The sequence below is a fragment of the Meiothermus sp. genome, assembly GCF_037443965.1.
Lineage (GTDB): Bacteria > Deinococcota > Deinococci > Deinococcales > Thermaceae > Meiothermus.
In genome coordinates this window covers 100,625-123,733 of the sequence record NZ_JBBINI010000002.1, presented here as the reverse complement: position 1 = coordinate 123,733, position 23,109 = coordinate 100,625, and the positions used below count along the sequence as shown (strand labels likewise).

The following is a 23,109-nucleotide window of genomic DNA, read 5'->3' as shown; positions in this document are numbered from 1 at the left end:
CCATGATGCAATCCAATACCCCCAACGCCGCCACATCCTCTGCCCAAGCGAAGGCCGCTCCCATTGTCTGGGTGCAGAACGTTTCGATGGTTTTCCAGACCGGAACCGTTGCGCTCAAGGATGCCAACCTCGAGATCGCCCCCGGCGAGTTCATCAGCCTGATTGGACCCTCGGGTTGCGGCAAAACCACCCTGCTGCGCCTGCTGGCCGACCTGATTCAGCCCACCTCGGGCGTCATTCGCATTGGCGGTAAGAGCCCCGAGCAGGCCCGCAAGGCTCGAGCCTACGGCTATGTGTTCCAGGCCCCCACCCTGATGGAGTGGCGCAATGTGCTCTCCAACGTGATGCTGCCCTTGGAGGTGATGAACTTTCCCGTGCAGGAGCGCAGGGCCAGGGCTGAACGGATGCTGGCTTTGGTGGGGCTGGAGAAGTTCGCCAGGCACTACCCCTGGCAGCTTTCGGGCGGGATGCAGCAGCGGGTCTCCATTGCGCGGGCTTTAGCCTTCGATCCGCAACTGCTGTTTATGGACGAGCCCTTTGGCGCCCTGGACGAAATAACCCGCGAGAACCTGAACCTGGAGCTTTTGCGCCTGTGGCGCGAGACCGGCAAGACCATCATCTTTGTGACCCACTCCATCCCCGAGGCGGTCTTTCTTTCCACCCGGATTGTGGTAATGACCCCGCGCCCCGGCAAGATCGAGACCGTCATACCGGTAGACCTGCCCCAGCCCCGCACCTTTGAGACCCGCGAGACCACCCGCTTTTTCGAGCTGGCCACCCTGGTGCGCGAGGCTTTGCGCAAAGGCCACGGCTACGAGGTGACCGAGTGATGCGAATCTCGCCCAACCTAGTGCCCATGCTGGTGGTGGCCCTGGTGGTGGTGGCGCTGTACTGGCCGCTGATGTACCTGGCCAACATCCCGGTAGCGCAGCGGGCCTTGGATACGGGTGCGGCCCTGCCCTGCAAAACCGCTTTTGAGTGCGCGACCCAGCTTAGAAGTCCGGTGCTGCCCTCGCCCCAGCAGCTCTGGAACGGCTTTGGCAATCTGATGTTCCCCCTCGATTCACCCAACGCCATTCCCATCAACGCTGCCGTGACGGCCTTCGAGACGGTGGTGGGTTTGCTGCTGGCGGCGGTGGTGGGCTTCTTTTTTGCGATAGGGATGGTGGCCTCGAGGGCCTTTGAACGGTCTTTGCTGCCCTGGATTGTGGCCTCGCAGACCGTCCCCATCATCGCCATTGCGCCCATGCTGGTGGTGCTGCTGGGGCAGTATGGGGTGCAGGGTTGGCTGCCCAAAGCCATCATTGCGGCCTATATCGCTTTTTTTCCCATCACCATCGGGGTCGCTAAGGGCCTTAAAAGCCCCGACCCCATGGCCCTCGACCTGATGAAAACCTACAACGCCAACCACTGGCAAACCTACCTCAAGCTGCGCTTCCCGGCCTCGGTGCCCTATTTGTTCACGGCCTTCAAGGTCGCCATGACGGCGGCCCTGATTGGGGCCATTGTGGCCGAGATCTCCACCATCAGCTTTCAGGGCATCGGCAAGATGCTGGCGGAGAACTCGAGGGCCTCGGATGTAGTGGCGATGTGGGTGATCATGCTCTCCTCAGCGGTATTGGGAATCTTGCTGGTGGCCCTGGTGAACTGGCTCGAGCGCCTGCTCACACCCTGGCGGCGCCCCGGTGGAGGCGCAGCGGTATCTGCTAATGCCAAACAGGCCCGGCTGCCTGGACGGGAGGGGGTGGGTTGAACATGACCCCGGCAAACCGGGCAGTCTTGGGTGGCTACTGGCTGGGGTGGCTGTTGCTGGGGCTGGGTTTTGGGCTATTGCTGTGGTTTATTGTGGCTTGGTGGAACCAGACCGAACCGGCCTCCGATGCCCAAAAGCTGCTGATTGTCCTCGGCCTTTTGGGGGTGGTGTGGGGTATTGCTGGGGTGGCCCGGCAGTTTGTGGACACCCCCAATCCGGTCATCGGCTTTATCCCCGCAGCCCTCACCCTGCTGGCCCTGGTGGTGACCGCTGAGGCCCTGCTGCGGGCCTACCAGGTGCCCCCCGGCCTGATTCCTACCCCCAGCCGGGTGCTCTCAACCTTGCTGGAGGTGCGGGATGTGCTGCTGCAGGATGCCTTCCAGACGGTGGTGCTGGAAGCCCTGGTGGGCTATCTGATTGGCTGTAGCCTGGGTCTGATTACGGCCTTGCTGGTGAGCCGGTATGTGTTTTTGGAGCGGGGGCTTCTGCCATACGCTGCGCTTTTTAGCAGCATCCCGATAGTGGCCCTGGCCCCGGTGCTGGTCAAGATGATCGGGATTGACTGGCCCTCCAAGGCGGTTATCGTGGCTATAACGGTGTTTTTCCCCATGGTAGTGAACACTTTTCGGGGTCTGACCGAGATCAGCCCGCTCTCGCTTGACCTGATGCGCTCGTATGCGGCTGGGGAAGTGCAGCAGTACCGCTGGTTGCGCCTGCCCAACGCCCTGCCCTTCATCTTTAATGCCCTCAAGCTGGGCACCACCCTGGCCATGATTGGGGCCATCGTGGGCGAGTTCTTTGGGGCCAACGGCCAGGGTCTGGGCTTTCGCATCCAGATCGAGGCCGGGCGTTTTGGCTTTGACATCGTCTGGTCGGCCATCATTGTGGCCTCGGTGATTGGTATTGCCTGGTATGGCCTGGTGGCGTGGCTCGAGCGGAGGTTAACCGGATGGCACGTATCCTTCCGCTAGCAGGGGTGTTGGATGGGCCGAACCTCTAGCTGCAACTTGTCCAGTGAGGAGGTGAAAAGAGCGCGCTTGACAAAAGGGTTGTGGGGTGCAGTAGGCTACCGTTTGAAGTCGTTCTGGCACAAAAGGAGGCAAGGATGAAGAAGTGGTCGGTCTTGTGGGTACTGGCAGTCTTCGTGTTGGCATCGCTGGCGAGCGCACAGCAAAACCTGGTCAAGGTTAACTTGCAGCTCAAGTGGTTTCCGCAGGCCCAGTTTGCCGGTTTCTTTGTGGCCAAGGAGCGGGGCTTTTTCCGGGCGCAGGGGCTGGATGTAACCCTGCTGCCGGCGGGCGACCAATCCCCCATTCAGGTGGTGCAGTCTGGCGCGGCCGACTTCGGCACGACCTGGATTGCCGACCTGCTCACCGCTCGGGAGCGCGGTATTCCGGTGGTGCACCTGGCCCAGTTTTTCCAGCGCTCGGGCTTTACGCTGGTGGCGCTGAAATCCACCGGCATCAAGGACCTGTGCAAAGACCTCAAGGGTAAGAGCGTGGGGGTCTGGCCCTCCGGCAACGAGTATCCGGCGGTGGCTTTGTTCCGCAAGTGCGGCCTGACCAGCTCGCTGGATCCCAGGGTAACCAACCCCGATGTCACCGCGGTAAGCTACCCCTTCGACCCTGCCCTGGTTTTCCCCGACAAGGTGCAACTGGTCTCGGCCATGACCTACAACGAGGTCAACCAGATTGCCGGGCTGGGCTACGACGAGACCAAGGTGGATGTGTTCAAGCTGGCCGATGAAGGTATCAACCTGCTTGAAGACCTGATTTTTACCACCGAACGGGTCTTGAACGAGCGCAACTTTAAGGGTTCGGGCCTGACGGGCCGCCAAGTGGCTGCCCGCTTGATTCGGGCCTCCATCCAGGGCTGGAACTGGGCGGTGGCCAACCAGGCCGAGACCGTCGAAAAGTACGTGCTGCCCTTCTGCGGCAACACCTGCAAAGGCTCCGGCACCCGCGCCGATGCCAAAGATCACCAAACCTGGCAGATGGCCGAGATCGCCAAGCTCTACAACGCCGGGGCCACCACCAAAGGCTGGGCCGGCTTCTTGGTGCCTGCCGACTACCAGGCCTCGGTGCGCCTGCTGCGCGAGCAGGGCATCCTGACCAAAGACCCCCCGGCGGCCACCGTGGACTACGGCCCCTGGGAAGCCGCCACCGGCAAGCGGGCTCGAGACTGGAAATAACCTGAGCTTGAGCAAGAGACGATTGTGCCAGGGGGCGGCCAGTGTGTCGCCCCCTATTTCACCCCAGGGCTACGCTTTTTGGAGACAATCATGCTAAACCCCAAACGAACTGTTGAAGAACTCAAGGAACTGCGTGACCTGACCGCCGACGAAAACGGTGCCTGGCGGGTGGCCTGGAGCGATACCTGGCTCCAGGCGCGCGAATGGTTTAACCGCAAGCTGGAAGACCTGCCCGTGGAGCAGCACTACGACGCCGCCGGCAACAACTGGGTCACGCTCAAGGGTAAAAGCGAGAAAGCCCTGCTGATTGGAGGCCACCTGGACTCGGTGCCGGGCGGGGGCTGGCTGGATGGCTGCCTGAATGTGCTGGCGGGCCTCGAGGTTCTGCGCCGCATCGCTGAGGAGTACCAGGGAAACCCCCCGGTTACGGTGCGGCTGGTGGACTGGGCCGACGAAGAAGGGGCCCGCTTTGGACGCAGCCTGCTGGGCTCCTCGGCCTTCTCGGGCACCCTCGAGCCCGAACTGGAAAAAGACCGCACCGACAAGGACGGCATCCGCCTGGAGGAGGCCCTGCGGCGCTGCGGGGTAGAGATGAGCAGGATGCTCGAGGCCCGGAGCGAACAGAAAAACGCCGCAGCCTACCTCGAGCTCCACATCGAACAGGGCCCGGTGCTGCTGGATATGGGCCTGCCCCTGGGGGTGGTGCTGGGAACCTTTGGGGTCGAGCGCCACGCCATCACCTTTAGGGGCCAGGCCGCCCACTCCGGCTCCACGCCCATGCATAAGCGCAAGGACGCCTTTCTGGCTGCGGCCAAGATGGCTTCCGAGATCTACAACATCACCGACCGCAACGGGGGGGTCAGCACCATCGGAAGCTGCATCACCAAACCGGGGATTGTGACCAGCGTGGTGGCGGAATGCACCATCACCCTCGACCAGCGCCACCTCGACGCCGATGCCCTGGCCCGGCTCAAGTTCGAGGCCGAAAAAGCCAGCCAGCGCTTCGCCCGCGAAGGGGGGCTGCCGGAGCCGGAGTGGAGCACCATCTGGCGGATTCACCCCATTCTGTTCCACCCCGAGCTGATCGAGTTCTGCGACCAGGCCATCCGCGAGGTGGTCGGGGTCTCGCACCGCCTGCCTTCGGGGCCCCTGCACGACGCGGCCGAGGTGGCCCGCGCCGGCATTCCCACGGTGATGATGTTCGTGCAAAGCCTGCACGGCATCAGCCATAACAAGATTGAGGACACCAAGAAAGAGCACCTCGAGCTCTCGGTGCAGGCCCTGGATCGGCTGGCCGAGAAGACCATGCACTGGATTGCCAAGCAGTAGGGTATGCACCTGCCCACCCTACGCCAGATTCTCGAGCTCCCTGCCTTTGCGGGCGCGGAGTTGCTGTCGGGGCAGTCTAAACTCGAGGCCTATATCACCTGGGTACACGTGGCCGAGGTACTGGATGTGGCCCGGCTGCTGTCGGGGGGCGAGCTGGTGCTTTCCACCGGCCTCGAGCTATCCCGCGCCACCTCAGAGGCCCGTGTGGCGTATGTGCGTTCGTTGGTAGAGGTTGGCGTTGGGGGATTGGCCCTCGAGCTGGTGCAGTGGTTACAGGAAGTGCCTGCCGAGATGCTGCTAACGGCCCGCATGCTGCAATTCCCTATCCTGGTGTTTCATACCGAGGTACGCTTTGCCGATCTAACCCGCGCTGCCCACGAGCGGATTTTGCGACCTGGGATAGATACGGAAGAGCCGCTCTTGGACTCGCTGCTGGAAGCCTTGGTCGAGACAGGCCGCGATCGAAGCTTTTTGCAACGTCAACTGGGCACTATCTTGAGCCTGCCCAACCGACCCCGAAGTACCTTGCTGGCTACCCTGGAAGCCCTGCTGACTTCGCAGTTCAACATTGCTGAAACGGCCCGCAAGCTAGGGGTGCGTCGGCAGAGTATCTACTACCGTTTGGAGCAGCTTAAGGGCATGCTGGGCAATCTGGACAGCCCCGAGCGGCGGCTGGGGTTGTGGGTGGCGCTGGAGTTGCTCAAGCGCTAATCAAGGGAGCCTGCTCATGCGAACCACCTTGGCACAGACATAAAGCTTCCCTCAAGAACCCGTCCTGGATATGGTGCGTTCTGATCGTGGTTCTCACCATTACTACGCACGCCATGCCGCGTAATTGACCCAGCGCAACGAAAACCGTTGTACTGGGTTTTCCCAGTGACCGTTCTGACTAGCCTTGCAGCCAGATAACCTGGGTGGTTAGACCCACTAGGGCCAGCAGCAAAAAGTAGAACAGCGACGAGCCGCCAATGACTTCTACGGCGCTCCACTGGGTACGGCCTAGTATTTTCTGGCCGATAAAAAGCGTTGGATAAGCATACAGCAGCACAAAAGAAGCCAGCTTGCCACCGATAGACTGGTGGAACTTGAGATTGACGGTCTCGTTGAGGAAATAGCGGTCATGATCGCTCAGGTGGTTGTACTCGCGCCCACCCAACTCGGAATCGAGCAAGCGGCGGTGCATCTGGTTCATGGTGCGGTGAGCAAGAAATGCGGCTACACCCAGCGCAAAAGTGATTAACAGTGGGACGAGAAGGGTGCTCATCGCCTTGAAGTATAGGACGATGTTTGCGAACGCCTAGTGATTTTCAACCGCCATGGTTTGGCCGATGTAACGCCTGAGGGAATTGATGGGTGCCCTACGTGGCTACCCAGACTGTCCACGGACTGTCCGGGGTTTGCAGTAGCGCAGCATCAATTCTGGCTTAGCAGTTCTCTCCGGTTTTTGTCACCAAACGAACGTGAAAGGCTAGTGGTTTGGTAAGTCTCAAGACTTGCACCTAAGAATCCCGTGCATGAATCCTCGAGCTCCCATCACTGGGCACCTGTCATTCCGATGAAGGAGGAATCTGATACGGCGCGGATAAAGGCGATTTTCTTAACCGTACCCCAACAGATTCCTCGGCCCACTACGCCTCGGAATGACGGGGTTCTTATGCCTGATGTTGCCTGGTTTGCGCGGTTTTGTATGACTGCAAGTTCTGAGTTAGGGATTGATATGCAGTGAAGTTCCCAAAATGAAGCGCTCAAAGCAACTCCCAGATATTAGGGGAGCCAAATCCATCCCAAGAATTAAAATACCGGAGCACTAGGACTGCACGATGCTTTTTTTTGCGCTTGCCGGTGGGCATTGAAAATCTCGAGGACTCAAGGAGCGATTTAGAGCAGGCACGGAACGCTTAGTAGTATGAGGTTTATGAGTCCTGAACGGGTATTTTTACTTCACTACTGTAGGGCAAAATCGGCTTTTTGAATAGCAGCCCCGTCCTTTTTGCACAGTTCTTTTTCTGTCAGCCTTAGGGCGGAGGAATATATGCCCCTTCTGATCTGTCCAAACTGCGAAACCGGAATGAATGAAATCCAGCGCAACGGCGTGCATATTGATGTCTGTCCCAAATGCCGGGGAGTTTGGTTGGATGGCGGTGAGATGGAAAAACTGCTGGGCCAGGTGCGCCAGTATGAACAAGAATACGAGGCAGAACTCGAGAGCTACCGCCGCCAGCAGTACGCCCCGCCGCAGCCACAGGGCTATACCCCTCCGCCAGCCCATCAGCGCAATCCCTACGACACCGACGACGATGAGTACTACAAGCGCCAGGGTAAGAAGAAAAGCAAGTTGGGCAGACTCTTCGACCTTTTTGACTAGAGCGGTCTTGACGAACCAGCGGCTAGGCGCACCTTGAAAAAGAAAGTCTAGGCTGTATTTCTGCACTTTGCACCAGCCAAAAGCTACTCGAGTACTGCACCAGGGAAGGGCTCTATCCGAGGATGCCTCCCCACCCGTCGGTCAAACTCAACCTACCGCCGGCGCGTCTGATGGCCATGCTTTCGATCATTCGGGTTCTTTTTTTCGTCATCCCTTTGTTGGCTCTGATGGGTGGGGCTTGCTGGATGTCCACAGGGGTGGGAATTCCGCAGCATGCGATGATTGGGGTGTATGACCAGCTTCACGCTTTGGGATCAACAACCTTGAAACTAAGGGCAGATGGAAGTTTCTCCCAGCAAATTAACCTTGGTGGCAAACCCCAAGAACTTGAGGGCTTCTGGCTCTACTGGCCCGAGCGTCAGACCCTAGCGTTGGGGCCAGTTTTTGTGTTTGAACAAGGTGAGTTGCGACGTTTGCGTTTTCGGGTGTTTCCGGTGGCAAGAGTGCTCTATCTTCCCGATAACCTTCCAGTGCCGATCATGATCGCTGCTGAGCCGCCCTTTTACAAGCGTTGATCGAAAGCCGCTCGTCTGACACGCACGACAGATTTAGGTGGAGACTGACCGATTATCATGGCAGGTGACGTCCTGTAGGCAGTAAATCTAAACGGCCAGACTTTTGCCCCATCTGGGCGTAACTTAATTTCTTGGGTTTCTTGTAAACCGTATAATCTGCCCAGCAGTCTTAAGCAAGGAGCTACCCCTATGGATCGAGCCCAACGCCTTCGTACCGTGATTGCCGCTGCCCAAAAACATCCAGTCTATGCGCAAAAACTGAGTGGAGTGGATCCTTCGAGTATTACACTAGAAAACATTGCCAGCCTACCCCTCACCACCCGCCAGGAATGGTTGGCGTATATCCAGGCCCATCCTCAGCCTCCGCAAGGGGCGGTTCTAATGCACCTGACCCCCAGTCCGGCTATTGGCTGGATGCCCGAGTACCTGTCTGCTGAAGATGTGGCCTATCAGGCCGAGGCCCTGGCCTCGCAGATGCGCCGTTTGGGTGTAAGGGGTAAGAAAGCCCTGGTGGCCTTTGGCTATCATATTTTTGCGGGCGGCTGGCTATTCCATGAAGCGCTGCAGCAGGCTGGCGCGATGGTGTTGCCGCACGGCCCTGGCGAGGCTGAACGAATCGTTCAGTTGCAACAGCAGTATGGCTTCGAGATTTTGGTCTGCAATCCCAGCTTTGCTATGAAAATAGCCCAGGCTGGCGGTAGGTTCGAGCTGTTGATGGCGGGTGGAGAACCCTTTACCTCGGTTCCTGGCTACCGTGAAAAACTAGAACAAGCCATCGGAGGGGTTGCGGTGGATGCCTATGGAACCTCCGAGCTTGGGGTTGTGGCGGGGGAGGGCCTGGAAAAGAACGGTTTGATGGAAATACCGGAAATGGCCATCATCGAAATACTCGATCCCGAAACCCTGCAACCCAGCCCCGATGGTGAAAAAGGGGAGATGGTCATCACTGCGCTGTCGCGCACCCTGATGCCTATGGTTCGTTTCCGCACCGGTGACCTGGCAGTGGTAACCCGGCAGGACGGTCTTATTCGCCTTCCCAGGGGGGTGATTGGACGCACCGATCTGATGGTCAAGGTGAAGGGGGTCAAGCTGTACCCTACCGAGCTGGCCCCGCTGCTCATGGCTTTTGGTATTGACCCCCGTACCGGCGCACAACTGGTGGTGGAAACCAAAGAGGGTGGAACCGACAAGCTAACCCTGCGCATCAAGGCCGAAGCCGTTCCACCCCAGCTTGGCCCGGCCCTGCAACAAGCCACGGGCATTCGCCTCGACGATATCCAGGCCGATCCGGCCCTGGAGGGGCCGCCCTTGGTGGATAAGCGCTACTGAAGTCCTTCCAACCCAGCGCCCCCTTTTATGCATAGGAGGCGCTATCGGTGGGTTCGTCCACAATCTTTGTGTACATTCCAAACTATCTTCTTGGTAACAACGTTGTTGCGTCGTGAAGGTAGAAGTGTAAGATGTTGGCGACAGAAGGTCGGGCTGCTGGGCTTTACCAGAACTCGTGAAGATAGGCACAAGCTCGGCCACCCATAGAGGAGGCGCATGTCACCCATAAGTGAGTACCAAGCCCTACTGGTATACCTGGCAGTTGCGATCGGGATTGCTGTTCTGGCAACCGTGGTGGGAGCGATTCTTGGCCCCAAAAAAGGTGGACGTTTCAAACTAATGCCCTACGAATCGGGCAACGACCCCGCCGGTGAAGTCAAACGTTTCCCGGTACATTTCTATGCGGTGGCCATGCTCTTCATCATCTTCGACGTGGAAGTGGCTTTTCTGTGGCCCTACGCGGTGAGCGCAGGTACGGTGGGAGTGGTCGGTTTCTGGGGCTTGTTGGTGTTTACGGTGTTGTTGTTTGTGGGTTTCTTATACGAATGGTACAAGGGTGTGATGAAGTGGCATTGATAGGCTTCGAGGGGAAAGAGTCCGGAGTCAAGTGTCATTTGCCCTTGACCCTTCACACCCAACCCTAGACGGTTTCCGGAGGGAAACATACATGGCAACCATTGCAGACCTTTTTACAAAAGATGTTCAGGAACTCGAGAACGAGGGTATCCTATTTACTACCCTCGAGAAGCTGATTGCCTGGGGGCGTTCCAACAGCCTGTGGCCCGCAACCTTTGGCCTAGCCTGCTGCGCCATCGAGATGATGGCTTCGACCGATGCCCGCAACGACCTCTCCCGCTTTGGTTCCGAGGTCTTCCGGGCCTCGCCCCGCCAAGCTGATGTGATGATCGTGGCCGGGCGGCTTTCCAAAAAGATGGCCCCGGTGATGCGCCGGGTCTACGATCAGATGCCCGACCCCAAATGGGTCATCTCGATGGGGGCCTGTGCTTCCTCGGGCGGCATGTTCAACAACTATGCCATTGTGCAAAACGTGGACAGCGTGGTGCCGGTGGACGTGTTTGTGCCGGGCTGCCCACCCCGGCCCGAAGCCCTCATTTACGCGGTGATGCAGCTTCAGAAAAAAATCCAGGGCAAGGCCCGTGACGACCAGGGGCGCAAGCTGCCCAAGGTGGAGGGCTGGAAGCGCTAGGGCGCTCGAGGTGGACATGCAAAGGCTAACCGAGTTCAAAAACCAAGCCCGCGCCAACGGCTGGGCCGTTGAGGAGGCCCACGGCAACACCTGGGTGGTAGTGCCCAAAGCCGAGTTCAAACCCCTGCTGGCCGATCTCAAAAATAAAGGCTGGAACTACCTGGCCGATGTGGTGGGAATCGATTATCTAACCTATCCCCATCCGAAGCCCGAACGTTTTTGCGTGGTGTACGAGTTGGTCTCGCTGCCGGGCTACCAGGGGGGTGATGGCAGCCGGGTGTTTATTCGGGTCTACCTGCCCGAGGCCAACCCCAGCCTGCCCAGCCTGACCGACCTGTGGATGGGCGCCGACTACCTCGAGCGCGAGGTGTTCGACCTGCTGGGCATCCGCTTTGAGGGCCACCCCGACCTGCGCAAAATCCTGACCCCCGAAGACCTGGAAGGCCACCCCCTGCGCAAGGACTTCCCCCTGGGCGAGACCCCTACCTTGTTCAAAGAGGGCCGCTTCATTGACCCCGATGCCTTCCGGGCCGGCCTGTCTGGCGATAAAGGCGGCATGACCGGCTGGCGGGGGGGTACCCGCAAGGGCTACCAGGACGTGGCCGCTGAGGTGCAGAAGGTTGTGAAGGGAGGCAACTGATGGTGCGCGATCCACAAAAGCTACACAGCCCCTCGGTGGAGGCCTACGACATCGCCGATGCACCAGAGCTCAAATCCGAGGTCATGACCCTCAACGTGGGGCCCCAGCACCCCTCGACCCACGGGGTGCTGCGGGTGGTGGTGGATCTATCGGGGGAGCAGATTCTGCGCCTGACCCCTCACATCGGCTACCTCCACACCGGCTTCGAGAAGAACATGGAGCACCGCACCTACACCCAGTGCATCACCTACACCCCCCGCATGGACTACCTGCACAGCTTTAGCCACGACCTGGCCTATGCCCTGAGCGTGGAAAAGCTGGTGGGGGCCCAGGTGCCCCCCAGGGCCCAGGCCATCCGGGTGATGCTCAACGAGCTTTCCCGCATCGCCTCGCACCTGGTCTTCTTGGGGACGGGCTTGCTGGACTTTGGCGCGCTGACGCCGTTCTTCTACGCTTTCCGCGAACGGGAGGCGGTGCTCGACCTGTTTGAGTGGGTCTCGGGCCAGCGCTTTCACCACAACTACATCCGGATTGGCGGCCTCAAGGAAGACCTGCCGCCGGAGTTTTTGGGTGAGGTGAAGAAGTTCATCGCGCAGATGCCGGCCCGGATTGACGAGTACGAGGCTTTGTTCCGGGAAAGCCCCATCTTTTACGAGCGCGCCCGCGGTGTGGCGGTGATACCCCCCGAGGTGGCCATCAACCTTTCCCTCACCGGGGGTAGCCTGCGGGCCTCGGGGGTCAACTACGATGTGCGCAAGGCCTATCCCTACGCGGGCTACGAGACCTACAACTTCGACGTACCGGTGCTGACGGGGGGCGATGTCTTCGACCGGATGGTGATCCGTATCCTGGAGATGCGCGAGTCGGTCAAGATCATCCGGCAGGCCGTGGAGCGGCTCGAGGCCCTCGGGCCAGGCCCCATCCGCGACCCCAACCCGCAGATCTCGCTGCCGCCCCGCCACCTGCTGGAGACCTCGATGGAGGCGGTAATCTACCACTTCAAGCTGGTCACTGAGGGCTTCCACCCAGCCCTGGGTGAGGTCTACGTGCCCACTGAGAGCGCGCGGGGCGAGCTCGGTTACTACATCGTTTCCGACGGGGGTTCCATGCCCTACCGGGTCAAAGTGCGGGCGCCCAGCTTTGTGAACCTGCAAAGCCTGCCCTATGCTTGCAAGGGCGTACAGATGGCCGACATGGTGGTGGTAATCGCATCCTTAGACCCGGTGATGGGGGATGTGGATCGGTGAGTTGTGCAGGGGGCTGGCGCGCCCAGGCCCCCGATGATGCGGAGGCATATGGGATTTTTCGACGATAAGCAAGACTGGTTAAGCGAGGTATTCGCGCAGTACCCCGACCGGCGGGCGGCCCTCATGCCCATGCTGCGGCGGGTACAGCAGGACGAGGTCTGGATCTCCCCTGAGCGCCAGGAGGAGATCGCCCGAATCTTAGGCATCACCGCGACCGAGGTAGCTGGGGTGATGAGCTTTTACAGCTACTACCAGGCCCTGCCCACCGGCAAGTACCACCTGCAGGTGTGTGCCACCCTGAGCTGTGCCATTGGTGGGGCCGACGAGCTGTGGGACGAGCTGGTGCAGGAGCTGGGCATCCTGCGCGGGGAGGTGACCCCCGACGGGCTCTTCAGCATTCAGAAGGTGGAGTGCCTGGGCTCCTGCCACACCGCGCCGGTGATCCAGGTCAACGATGAGCCCTATGTGGAGTGTGTGACCAAGGCCCGGCTGCACGCGCTTCTGCAGGGCTTGCGGGAAGGGACGAAGCTCGAGGAGATCGTGCTACCTGGCAAGGTGGGGCACGAGGTACACGTGCGTGGGGAGGAGGTGGGCGCATGACCGGCCCCATTGTGAGCGGAAAAGATCCCCGCTTCGAGAAGACCCTCTACAAGCATGTGGGCCAGCCCAACTCCTGGACGCTCAGCTATTACCTAGCTCACGGCGGCTACCAGGCCATCCGCAATGCCATCGCCCAGGGCCAGGACTGGGTGATCGAGGAGGTCAAGAAGTCCGGCCTGCGCGGGCGCGGTGGGGCGGGCTTCCCCACCGGGCTCAAGTGGAGCTTCATGCCCAAAAACACCGGCAAGCAGCACTACATCGTCTGCAACGCCGACGAGTCGGAACCGGGTTCCTTCAAAGACCGCTACCTGATGGAAGACGATCCCCACCAGCTCATCGAGGGCATGATGATCGCAGGGGTAGGAATTCAAGCCAACAAAGGCTATATCTATGTTCGCGGCGAGTACCTGCGGGCCTACGACCGCTTGGTTGCGGCCATCCAGGAAGCCTATAGCCAGGGTTATCTGGGTCAAGATGTGATGGGTACCGGCTTCAGGTTCGATCTCTATATACATCGTGGGGCTGGGGCTTATATCTGTGGTGAAGAGACTGCTTTGATGAACTCACTGGAAGGGTTGCGGGCCAATCCCCGCATGAAACCCCCCTTCCCCGCCCAGGCCGGCCTGTGGGGGATGCCTACCACCATAAATAACGTCGAGTCGCTCTGCTCAGTGGTGCACATCATCGAGCGCGGGGCCGACTGGTTTGCTAGCATGGGCACGGAAAAATCCAAGGGCCATAAGCTCTTCCAGGTCTCGGGCCCCTTCCAGCGCCCTGGGGTGTACGAGCTGCCGTTGGGCGCTACCTTCCGTGAGCTACTTTTCGACTATGCGGGTGGCCCCACCGAGCCCATCCAGGCCCTCATCCCTGGGGGTTCTTCCTGCCCGCCACTGCCTTGGACCGACGAAATTCTTGATACCCCCATGGATTACGAATCCATCAGCGCCAAAGGCTCACTCCTAGGTACCGGGGGGGTGATTGGCATTCCGGCCAGCATGAGCATGGTAGACGCCATGTGGAACGTCACCCGCTTCTACGGTCACGAATCCTGTGGTAAGTGCACCCCCTGTCGCGAGGGGGTTTCGGGTTGGATGGTCAGCCTGTTTGAGAAGATAGGCACTGGACAGGGTCAGCAGGGGGACGTAGAGCTGCTGGAAAATATGCTCGATCAGATTGAAGGCCGTAGCTTCTGTGCCCTAGCGGATGCGGCCTGTTGGCCGGTGCGCGGTAGCCTCAAGCACTTCCGCAACCAATTTGTGGATGTGGTGGAGAAGGGCAAGCCCGTCGAGCGCCTAGGAAGCCGTTGGGGGTGATGTGGGGAATGGCCAAAGTAACCATAAACGATAGAACCGTCGAAGTTCCGGGCGGTACCTCGGTGATGGATGCGATCTTCCATGCTGGCTACGACGTGCCGCTATTCTGTGCCGAGAAACACCTCTCACCCGTGGGAGCCTGCCGGATGTGCTTGGTCAAAACGGGGGGCCCTCGTAAGGGGCCGGATGGCAATTTCATATTGGAAAATGGGCAGCCTAAGATTTTTTGGATGCCCAAATTGGTGGCTGCATGTGTAACGGCTATCAGCGATGGGATGAGCATTGATACCCTTTCCGACGAGGTAAAACACGCCCAGTCGGGAATGGTCGAACTCACACTCTTTAATCATCCGCTCGACTGCCCTACCTGTGACAAGGGCGGTGCCTGTGAGCTACAAGACCGCAGTTACGAGTACGGACTGGTAGAAAAGTTCTACCAACCCGACCCGATGGAACTGCCCATATATACCCGCTTCGAGATGACCCGGCGGCATGTGGACAAACACCACTCGCTCTCGGAGTTCATTGTTCTCGACCGGGAGCGTTGCATTCACTGCAAGCGCTGTGTGCGCTATTTCGAAGAGGTTCCTGGGGATGAAGTGCTCGACTTCATCGAGCGGGGGGTGCACACCTTCATCAACAGCGAAGATGACGGCTTGCCCTCCAATTTCACGGGTAATATCGTGGACATCTGCCCAGTAGGTGCTTTGCTCGACCAGACCGCACGCTTTCGTGCACGCAACTGGGAGTATGACTCCACCGAGACTACCTCGATGGACGATGCCAGTGGGGCTGCCATTACCGTAGATACCCGCAGTGGGTTGCTCGAGCGCATCCGGGCTGCCGAACGCCGCGAGGTGAACGAGGTCTGGATCTCGGACGCTGCCCGCTTTGGTCACGAATGGGTGAATGAGAACCGGGTGCGCTCACCGCTGGTCCGCAAAGATGGAAAGCTAGTGGAGGCCACCTGGGAAGAAGCCCTAACTGCAATCCGGAGCGGTCTGGATGGTATTGCCAAGACTGACATTGGCATCTACCTGGGAGGCAGCAGTTCTTTGGAAGAAGGGCTGGCAGCGCTAGAACTGGCGAACGCACTGGGTAGTAGCCACCGCGACTTCCAGGGGCGTACCGCCTTTCCCACCGCAGTTTTTGCTCCGGCCAGCTTCGATGAACTCTTGGACGCGCAGTTTGTGCTGGTCTTGGGTGAGCCCGCCGAAGAAGCGCCCACCCTACATCTCCGCCTCTCGGAGTTTAGTCGTGGTCTCAAGCCATTACCCAAGTTGAACCACGGCACCCCCTTTGCAGACCTCAGCATCAAAGAGCGGATGCCGCGCTTGACCGACAAACTGGCCCTCTTCAGCGCATACCCGACCAACACCGCCAAATGGGCTGGGGCGAAAGCGGTGCATGCCCCAGGGGCAGAGGCGGCCTTGCTCTCGGCTTTGCTAGGTGAGACCGAAGCCCCTACTGGGTTGGGCGAACAGGTGGCCTGGGTCAAGAGCAAGCTGGCGGCTAGCGAGAAGATCGTCTTGGTGCTGGGGGCTGGGGTGCTCAATCATCCCGATGCGGCCATGAAAGCCCGCCAACTGGCTGAACGTACCAATGCCAAGGTGATGTGTATGACCCCGGCTGCCAATGCCAGGGGCCTGGAAGTGCTGGGTCTGTTCCCAGGTAAGGGCGGGGCAGGCTGGATGGAAACCGGGGCTAGGGCAGTCTATTATGCTTTCCTACCCAGCGAGACCCAGCTCAAAGCGGCTTCGTTCCGTATCTTGCATCTGACCCACCGGCATGCGCTGGCCGAGAAGTATGCCGATGTGGTGTTGCCAAACCAGACCGCCTATGAAAAGCGGGGCCACACTGTAAATCTGGAAGGCCGGGTGCTGCCATTGGAGCCCGCTGGCATCAACAATGGCGAGGCAGATGGCGCAGTTGCGGCACTGGGCTTGATTGCGGAGGTTACAGGGGTAAAGACCCCCGTTCGTCTGGTTCGTCAAGCTACCAGGCTGCTCCTCGAGAAACACAAACTCCCGTCCGTGATGCAGCGCTGGATGCCCAAGACGACCGGGTGGGCTGCCTCCGAGTCGGATGTGACCCAGGGGCCACTGTACCTACGTCCAACCATGTGGCGACGCGAGCAGTTGGTAGGTGCAGTAGCCAAGGTGGTGGAGGTTAGGCTGGAAATGAGCCCAGAGACTGCCAAGGCCAACGGCCTAGCCGATGGTTACCTGGTTGAGTTGGAAACGCCGATGGGTGTAGAGAAACTCGAGGTCAAGGTGGTGCCTGGCCTTCCCGAGGGCGCGATGTATTTGCCTGCACTGGGAGCCTGGGCGGGTCGCAAGGTAGAGGCCCGGGTATTGGTGGGAGGTGAAGCGTGAAAGACAAACGCCCAATGCCCAAAGTCGAAGACCCAAAGCGACTTAGATCAACGGTTCAAAAGCTGATCTCGAGCAGCGCAACGTTTGTCATGGGTACTGCCCTGGCGGCCCAAGCGGCTCCTGCCGATGCCGAGGCCACCGACCCTTTGTGGATGGTGGGCATCAAGGCCTTCTTGGTGATTTTTGGCCTGCTGACCGCATTTGCGTATATGACCCTAATCGAGCGGCGCCTGCTGGCCCGCATCCAGATCCGCCAGGGACCCAACCGGGTAGGGCCCGACGGCCTGCTCCAGCCCTTGGCCGACGCTATTAAGTCCATCTTCAAGGAAGACCTGGTCGTAACCAAAGCGGACAAGGTGATTTTTGTCATGGCCCCCATGATCTCGGTCACCTTTGCGGTGCTCACCTTTGGCCTGATCCCCTTTGGCCCCAAGGATGCTTTCTTTGGCTACGACCCCTGGGTGATCAACTTGGACGTGGGCATCTTGTATGTGTTTGCGGTTTCCGAGATGGCCATCTACGGCATCTTCTTGGCGGGTTGGGCCTCCAATTCCAAGTATTCGCTTCTGGGCTCACTGCGATCCTCGGCCTCCCTAATTTCCTATGAGCTGGCCTTGGGCGTTAGCCTGGTTGCGCCGGTGGTGCTGGTGGGGTCGCTGAACCTCCAGCACATTGTGAACTGGCAGTACGAAAATGGCTGGCTGATTCTGTACATGCTCCCGGCTTTTGCCATCTTCCTCCTGACCAGCATGGCCGAAGCTGCCCGCACACCCTTCGACCTTCCCGAGGCCGAACAGGAATTGGTAGGGGGTTATAACACCGAATATAGCTCGATCAAGTGGGCCTTGTTCCAGATGGCCGAGTATATTCACCTCATCACTGCTGCGGCCCTAATCCCCACTATTTTCCTAGGAGGCTGGCGGATGCCCGGTTTCATGGAGCAAATTCCCATTCTCGGCCCCCTATTTGCGCTGCCGTATGTGTGGATGTTTGCCAAGATCGCGTTGTTTTTATTCTTCTTTATCTGGGTGCGTGGTACGCTTTTCCGCCTGCGCTACGACCAGCTGATGGTCTTTAGCTGGGGGCGCTTGTTCCCATTTGCGCTGGCTTGGTTCATGGTGGCAGCCTTTGTGGTGGCTTTCAAGCTGCCCACGGCAGTCCTGGGCTGGTTATCGTTGCTGAGCATGATTGCTTTCTCGATATACGTGATTCTGAACGCTCGACCCAAACCCAGCGTTGTGCCCCGCATGGGGGCAGGAGATTGATTACATAACTGGGCATGTAGCGCCTAGGTCTAGCGAAAGGAGTTGGAACATGAGCATTGCTGCACTGGCCCAAAGCATGGGTATCACGCTCAAAGCCTTGTTTTCTAAACCCGTGACCATTCCCTATCCGGATGCTCCGGTGCCCCTCAAGCCGCGCTTCCACGGGCGGCACGTGCTGACCCGGCACCCCAATGGCCTGGAAAAGTGCATCGGCTGTTCGCTGTGCGCGGCGGTCTGCCCGGCCTACGCCATCTACGTCGAGGCTGCTGAGAACGACCCCCATAACCCCGTGAGCGCAGGTGAGCGCTACGCCAAGGTCTACGAAATCAACATGTTGCGCTGCATCTTCTGTGGGTTGTGCGAGGAGGCCTGCCCCACGAGTGCTGTGGTGATGGGCTACGACTTCGAGATGGCCGACTACCGTTACTCCGACTTCGTCTACGGCAAGGAGGACATGCTGGTCGGGGTGGAGGGCACCAAGCCACAGCGACGCGAGGCTGCCTATACGGGCAAGCCCGTCAAGAAAGGCTACAGTGTGCCCTATGCACGGCCCGAACTCGAGGGTGTGAATCCACCCAAGCCGAAAAAGTGAGTAGAGGGCTTTGTGTTTAGGGTTGAGCCTCGAGGCAAGATGAATCCAAAGCCCGTTGCAGGTGCTTCACAAACCCAAATTAGGGTTAGAATCTCCCAGGTTATGCTTGACCCTGGATGCTCGACCCTAAACCCAGGGCTCCCTTGGAGGAATCAATGAGTGTCGGTTTTTGGGAAATCCTCGCGCTGCTGTTGCTGGCAGGCAGCGCTATTGCGGTGGTGCGGCTGCAAAATGCCGTGCATGCGGCCATCGCACTGATCGCCAACTTTCTGGTGGTGGCAGGTGTTTATGTAGCACTGGAAGCCCGCTTCGTGGCTATGGTGCAGATCATCGTATATGCCGGGGCGATTGTGGTGCTGTTTTTGTTTGTGATCATGTTGCTTTCGGCAGCCAATGCCAATGTCGGCCAGGATCTGATGCCCCGGCTGCCCTGGGTTGCGGGCCTTGGTGCATTAGGTCTGGCTGGGGTGTTGATCTTTGCTGTGACCCGTTTTCAGCCGCCAACTGGCCCACCTTCTCTGGGTGGCGGTCTACCTCAAGCACTGGGGCCACTGCTGTACGACCCTGAGAAATGGCTCTATGCACTTCTGGCGGTAGGTTTCTTGCTGTTGGTGGCAACGGTCGCTGCGGTGGTGCTGGTGGAACCCGAGCGCATCATCGCAGCCACTGGCCATTCAGCCCATCCCCGCCGCGATGGCCAGCCCAATCCACCCCTGGCTGAGCAGAAAGATGAGAAGGCGGTGGTGAAGCGATGATCTGGCTGGTAGCTTCCGCTTTGCTGTTTTCGATTGGGGCTTATGGGGCGCTCACGCGACGAACGGCTATTTTGGTGTTCCTTTCTATCGAGCTGATGTTGAATGCGGCTGCACTCTCGTTAATAAGTTTCTCCAAGCTCACCGGCAGCTTAGATGCCCAGGTGGTGGTGCTCTTCATTATCGCCATTGCGGCAGCAGAAGTGGCGGTGGGCCTGGGTCTGATTGTGGCTATCTTCCGCCGCCGCGAGACCACCAGTGTAGACGAGCTGCGGCAACTGAGGGGGTAAAACGTGCAAGAGACCCTTCTTCTACCCCTGATCATCGCACTGCCCCTGCTGGGGTTTGTGATTCTGGGTTTATTTGGCAAACGTATTGGAGAACCCACCGCAGGCTGGCTGGCCTCCTTGCTGGTGCTGGGCAGTTTCCTCTTGGGCCTGTTCGTACTCTTGCAAGGAGGGGGTAAATGGACGCTTTCGGAGTGGCTGCCGGGAATCCCCTTCAGCCTCAACCTCGATAACCTTTCCGGCGTGATGCTGATGGTGGTGGCCGGGGTGGGTTTCCTCATCCACGTCTGGGCCATCGGCTACATGCACGGCGACCCTGGCTACAGCCGCTTCTTCAGTTACTTCAACCTGTTTATTGCGGCCATGCTGGTGCTCATCCTGGGCGATAGCCTGCCGGTGGTCTTCATCGGCTGGGAGGGGGTGGGACTGGCCTCCTACCTGCTGATTGGCTTCTGGTACCAGGAGCGGGTCAATGCCGACTCGGCCCGCAAGGCCTTTATCGTCAACCGCATCGGCGACTTGGGCTTTTTGCTGGCCATGGGCCTCTTGTGGAGCATGTTCGGTACCCTCTCCATTTCCGAGCTGGTGGAGAAGGTGGAGGCCGGGGGGTACAGCTTTACCACCCTTACCCTGGCTGGTTTCTTTCTGCTGATCGGGGCCATCGGCAAGAGTGCCCAGGTCCCTTTAATGGTCTGGTTGCCCGACGCCATGGCGGGCCCTACCCCGGTCTCGGCGCTGATCCATGCGGCCACCATGGTCACGGCGGGAGTCTACCTGCTGGTGCGGCACGCCTTCATGCTGCACGACGACGCCTTCTTGTCGGGCCTGATTGTGGCCATCGGCCTCCTAACAGCCTTTTACGGGGCGCTGTGCTCACTGGGCCAGTGGGACATCAAGCGCATCGTGGCCTACACGACCCTCTCACAGCTCGGCTTCATGTTTGTGGCGGTAGGGGTTGGGGCCTACTGGGTGGCCATCTTCCACATCGTGACCCATGCCTTCTTCAAAGCCCTGATGTTCATGGCCTCGGGCTCGGTGATTCACGCCCTGGGGGGCGAGCAGGACGTACGAAAGATGGGCGGCATGCGCAAGTACCTGCCCGCCACCCACCTACACGGCCTGATCGCCACCTTTGCCTCGGGCGGTCTGGTGCCGCTGGCAGGGTTCTGGTCGAAGGACGCCATCCTGGCCTACTCCTTCGAGTATGGCCCCTGGCTTTGGTTCTTGATGCTGGTGGCTTCGGTGCTGGCCGCGCTGTACTCGATCCGCTGGTACGTGGTGGTCTTCTGGGGCGACTACCGCGGCAAGGAGCATCCCCACGAAAGCCCACCGGTGATGCTCTGGCCCAACCACATCCTCAGTGTGGGCGCACTAGGGGTCGGGTTTATCGGTCTTCCCTACGTGATTGACTACAAGAACTTTATTGAGCCGTTCCTAACCAAAGCCATCGGGGACTTCCCGCACGAGAAGCTACCCGTGCTTACCGAATGGGTGCTAATCCTCACCTCGGCGGTGGTGGCCATCGCAGCTTTGGCCTGGGGCTTCCGTTTCTTCCAGCAGAAGATGCCGGCCTGGTACGAGCGCTTCCAGGCGGCGGCCTTGCAAGGCTTCTATGCCGACGCCCTGTACAACACCCTCTTGGTGAATCCGGCCAAAGGACTGGCCGAGCTTTTATTCGGGGGTGATAGGGGTCTGCTGGCGGGCTTTGCCGGCCTGGGCAACCTGATGGGTGGGCTGGGGAGCCTGCTGGCGAGGCTCGAGACCGGGTCTTTGCGCTTTTATCTGGCCGGGCTTCTGGTGGCCCTGGTGCTGCTGGTGGGCTGGGGGGTGATGCGATGATTCATGTTGGACTGTGGTTACCCCTCCTGGCGGGTTTGCTGCTCTTTGTGGTGCCGAGCCTGGGTCGCACCTTTGCCATCGCCTCGGCGGCGGTGAGCTTGGCCATCGGGGTGGTGCTGTTTGCCGGCTACGGGGGCCAGGGGGTGGCGTATGCCAGCCAGACCCCCTTCCTGCCTGAGGTGGGCGTCTACTATGCAGTGGGGCTGGATGGGGCCGGTTTGCTTTTGTGGATTGCGGTGAGCCTGGTGGTGCTGCTGGGGGTCTGGGTGGCCGAGGTGCCGGTGCGCTTCCTGGCCCTGGCCCTGATGATGCAGACCGGCTTGCTGGGCATCTTTGCCGCCCAAGACCTGATTTTCTTCTACGCCTTCTTTGAGGCCACGCTGATCCCCGCGCTCTTTATGCTGTGGTTTTACGGGGGGGCCGACCGCTTGCGGGCCATCTACATCTTCGCGCTTTTTACGCTGGTGGGCTCGCTGCCCATGCTGGCTGCCATCTTCGCGGTGCGCTACCTGGGCGGGGCTGAAAGCTTCCTCTATACCGACCTGGTGGCCCATCCCCTAACCGGGCAGGCCGCGGCCCTGGCTTTCCTGGGTTTTTTGATTGCTCTGGCCGTCAAAACGCCGCTCTTCCCACTGCACGCCTGGCTGCCTAGTTTTCACCAGCAGAACCACCCCTCCGGCCTGGCCGACGCCATGGGCACCCTGTACAAGGTGGGCGTTTTTGCTCTGTTCAAATGGGCCATCCCGTTGATGCCGGAAGGTTTCCGGGAGTGGCAGGGGCTCCTGCTCTTCCTTGCGGCATTTGGGGCTTTGTATGCGGCCTGGCTGGCCTTTAGCGTCACCGACTGGAAAACCCTGCTGGCCTACGCGGGAATCTCGCACATGGGTATTGCGGCTTTGGGCCTGTTCAGCGGCAACATGGAAGGTACGGTGGGTGCGCTGTACCTGCTGGGCGCCTCGATGGTGTATGGCTCGGCCATGTTCCTGTTCGTGGGCCTGGTGTACAAGCGCACCGGCAGCCTGGACATCCTTCCTGTGCGTGGCCTGGCCAGGCATACCCCGGCGCTTTACGTCTTGGGCATGTTCATCCTGATGGCCATGATTGGGTTACCGGGATTATCGGGCTTCCCCGGTGAGCTAATGGCTTTGCTGGGGGCCTATCGGGTTACACCCTGGCTTACCTTTTTAGCCTTCCTGGCGGTCATTGCTGCGGCGGCCTATGCGCTCACAGCTTTCCAGAAACTCTTTCAGGAGAATGCCCAGGCCCAGGCTGTGCCCGATCTGGATGCCCGTGAGTGGGGCTTTGCTACCGTTACGGTAGGGGTGCTGCTCCTGATGGGTCTCTACCCCAAGCTCTTCACGGTGTACCTCGAGCCCCTCGGTAAGGCCCTTGCGGCGCTCTTTGGAGGTGCTTCATGACCGACCGCAAGCGCCAGGTTTTAAGCTCTTCT

The 23,109-nt window shown here is 59.6% G+C and carries 23 protein-coding genes; 22 read left to right on the top strand and 1 reads right to left on the bottom strand.

What is annotated here, in order from left to right:
* Window positions 1-2 precede the first annotated feature (2 nt).
* The 6 genes from WKI89_RS02100 (at window position 3) to WKI89_RS02075 (ending at window position 5,984) form a co-directional block, all read left to right on the top strand.
* The gene (locus WKI89_RS02100; protein WP_337867562.1) at window positions 3-830 is read left to right on the top strand and encodes an ABC transporter ATP-binding protein; all 828 of its coding nucleotides are present in this window, start codon (window positions 3-5) and stop codon (window positions 828-830) included.
* Window positions 830-1,753, top strand: coding sequence for an ABC transporter permease (locus tag WKI89_RS02095; protein WP_337867619.1), 924 nt, complete (start codon window positions 830-832; stop codon window positions 1,751-1,753). The genes WKI89_RS02100 and WKI89_RS02095 overlap by 1 nt, the downstream gene beginning before the upstream one ends.
* A gap of 2 nt (window positions 1,754-1,755) precedes the next feature.
* Complete coding sequence (locus WKI89_RS02090; RefSeq protein WP_337867561.1) at window positions 1,756-2,724, top strand: ABC transporter permease; 969 nt, start codon at window positions 1,756-1,758, stop codon at window positions 2,722-2,724.
* 134 nt (window positions 2,725-2,858) lie between these two features.
* Entirely contained in the window at window positions 2,859-3,944 is a 1,086-nt protein-coding gene (locus WKI89_RS02085; RefSeq protein ID WP_337867560.1) for an ABC transporter substrate-binding protein, read from the top strand.
* A 90-nt stretch (window positions 3,945-4,034) separates the two neighbouring features.
* Window positions 4,035-5,273, top strand: a complete 1,239-nt coding sequence (locus WKI89_RS02080) for a Zn-dependent hydrolase (protein ID WP_337867559.1) — start codon at window positions 4,035-4,037, stop codon at window positions 5,271-5,273.
* Window positions 5,274-5,276: 3 nt separating this feature from the next.
* Window positions 5,277-5,984 carry a PucR family transcriptional regulator gene (locus WKI89_RS02075; protein WP_337867558.1) on the top strand — a complete coding sequence of 236 codons (708 nt, stop codon included), beginning with the start codon at window positions 5,277-5,279 and terminating at the stop codon, window positions 5,982-5,984.
* Between the two features lie 178 nt (window positions 5,985-6,162).
* On the opposite strand, the gene WKI89_RS02070 is transcribed toward WKI89_RS02075, so the two are convergent.
* Complete coding sequence (locus WKI89_RS02070; RefSeq protein WP_337867557.1) at window positions 6,163-6,537, bottom strand: hypothetical protein; 375 nt, start codon at window positions 6,535-6,537, stop codon at window positions 6,163-6,165.
* Window positions 6,538-7,305: 768 nt separating this feature from the next.
* Here WKI89_RS02070 and WKI89_RS02065 point away from each other — a divergent pair.
* The 16 genes from WKI89_RS02065 to WKI89_RS01990 all read left to right on the top strand — a co-directional run bounded on the left by WKI89_RS02065 (window position 7,306) and on the right by WKI89_RS01990 (window position 23,077).
* On the top strand, window positions 7,306-7,638 hold the full coding sequence (locus WKI89_RS02065; RefSeq protein ID WP_337867556.1) for a zf-TFIIB domain-containing protein: 333 nt from the start codon (window positions 7,306-7,308) through the stop codon (window positions 7,636-7,638).
* A 122-nt stretch (window positions 7,639-7,760) separates the two neighbouring features.
* The gene (locus tag WKI89_RS02060) at window positions 7,761-8,213 is read left to right on the top strand and encodes a hypothetical protein (protein ID WP_337867555.1); all 453 of its coding nucleotides are present in this window, start codon (window positions 7,761-7,763) and stop codon (window positions 8,211-8,213) included.
* A 189-nt stretch (window positions 8,214-8,402) separates the two neighbouring features.
* Window positions 8,403-9,542: an AMP-binding protein gene (locus tag WKI89_RS02055; RefSeq protein WP_337867554.1), complete on the top strand. Its 1,140-nt coding sequence runs from the start codon at window positions 8,403-8,405 to the stop codon at window positions 9,540-9,542.
* Between the two features lie 216 nt (window positions 9,543-9,758).
* Window positions 9,759-10,118 (top strand): NADH-quinone oxidoreductase subunit A, encoded by a 360-nt coding sequence (gene ndhC, locus WKI89_RS02050; protein WP_337867553.1) that lies wholly within the window; start codon window positions 9,759-9,761, stop codon window positions 10,116-10,118.
* 91 nt (window positions 10,119-10,209) lie between these two features.
* Entirely contained in the window at window positions 10,210-10,749 is a 540-nt protein-coding gene (locus WKI89_RS02045; protein ID WP_337867552.1) for an NADH-quinone oxidoreductase subunit B family protein, read from the top strand.
* 16 nt (window positions 10,750-10,765) lie between these two features.
* Window positions 10,766-11,389, top strand: a complete 624-nt coding sequence (locus WKI89_RS02040; protein WP_337867551.1) for an NADH-quinone oxidoreductase subunit C — start codon at window positions 10,766-10,768, stop codon at window positions 11,387-11,389.
* A gap of 83 nt (window positions 11,390-11,472) precedes the next feature.
* Complete coding sequence (gene nuoD / locus WKI89_RS02035; protein WP_337867618.1) at window positions 11,473-12,636, top strand: NADH dehydrogenase (quinone) subunit D; 1,164 nt, start codon at window positions 11,473-11,475, stop codon at window positions 12,634-12,636.
* A gap of 48 nt (window positions 12,637-12,684) precedes the next feature.
* Window positions 12,685-13,236 (top strand): NADH-quinone oxidoreductase subunit NuoE, encoded by a 552-nt coding sequence (gene nuoE / locus WKI89_RS02030; protein ID WP_337867550.1) that lies wholly within the window; start codon window positions 12,685-12,687, stop codon window positions 13,234-13,236.
* On the top strand, window positions 13,233-14,549 hold the full coding sequence (gene nuoF, locus WKI89_RS02025) for an NADH-quinone oxidoreductase subunit NuoF (RefSeq protein WP_337867549.1): 1,317 nt from the start codon (window positions 13,233-13,235) through the stop codon (window positions 14,547-14,549). The genes nuoE and nuoF overlap by 4 nt, the downstream gene beginning before the upstream one ends.
* An 8-nt stretch (window positions 14,550-14,557) precedes the next feature.
* The gene (locus WKI89_RS02020) at window positions 14,558-16,924 is read left to right on the top strand and encodes a molybdopterin-dependent oxidoreductase (RefSeq protein WP_337867548.1); all 2,367 of its coding nucleotides are present in this window, start codon (window positions 14,558-14,560) and stop codon (window positions 16,922-16,924) included.
* An 89-nt stretch (window positions 16,925-17,013) separates the two neighbouring features.
* The gene (locus WKI89_RS02015; protein ID WP_337867617.1) at window positions 17,014-18,189 is read left to right on the top strand and encodes a complex I subunit 1 family protein; all 1,176 of its coding nucleotides are present in this window, start codon (window positions 17,014-17,016) and stop codon (window positions 18,187-18,189) included.
* Window positions 18,190-18,193: 4 nt separating this feature from the next.
* The gene (gene nuoI / locus WKI89_RS02010; RefSeq protein ID WP_337867616.1) at window positions 18,194-18,781 is read left to right on the top strand and encodes an NADH-quinone oxidoreductase subunit NuoI; all 588 of its coding nucleotides are present in this window, start codon (window positions 18,194-18,196) and stop codon (window positions 18,779-18,781) included.
* A 155-nt stretch (window positions 18,782-18,936) separates the two neighbouring features.
* Complete coding sequence (locus WKI89_RS02005; protein ID WP_337867547.1) at window positions 18,937-19,536, top strand: NADH-quinone oxidoreductase subunit J; 600 nt, start codon at window positions 18,937-18,939, stop codon at window positions 19,534-19,536.
* Entirely contained in the window at window positions 19,533-19,823 is a 291-nt protein-coding gene (nuoK, locus tag WKI89_RS02000) for an NADH-quinone oxidoreductase subunit NuoK (RefSeq protein ID WP_337867546.1), read from the top strand. Before WKI89_RS02005 ends, nuoK begins: the two co-directional genes overlap by 4 nt.
* Window positions 19,824-19,826: 3 nt before the next feature.
* The gene (gene nuoL, locus WKI89_RS01995) at window positions 19,827-21,659 is read left to right on the top strand and encodes an NADH-quinone oxidoreductase subunit L (RefSeq protein WP_337867545.1); all 1,833 of its coding nucleotides are present in this window, start codon (window positions 19,827-19,829) and stop codon (window positions 21,657-21,659) included.
* Window positions 21,656-23,077 carry an NADH-quinone oxidoreductase subunit M gene (locus WKI89_RS01990; protein ID WP_337867544.1) on the top strand — a complete coding sequence of 474 codons (1,422 nt, stop codon included), beginning with the start codon at window positions 21,656-21,658 and terminating at the stop codon, window positions 23,075-23,077. The genes nuoL and WKI89_RS01990 overlap by 4 nt, the downstream gene beginning before the upstream one ends.
* The last annotated feature ends 32 nt before the right edge of the window (window positions 23,078-23,109 follow it).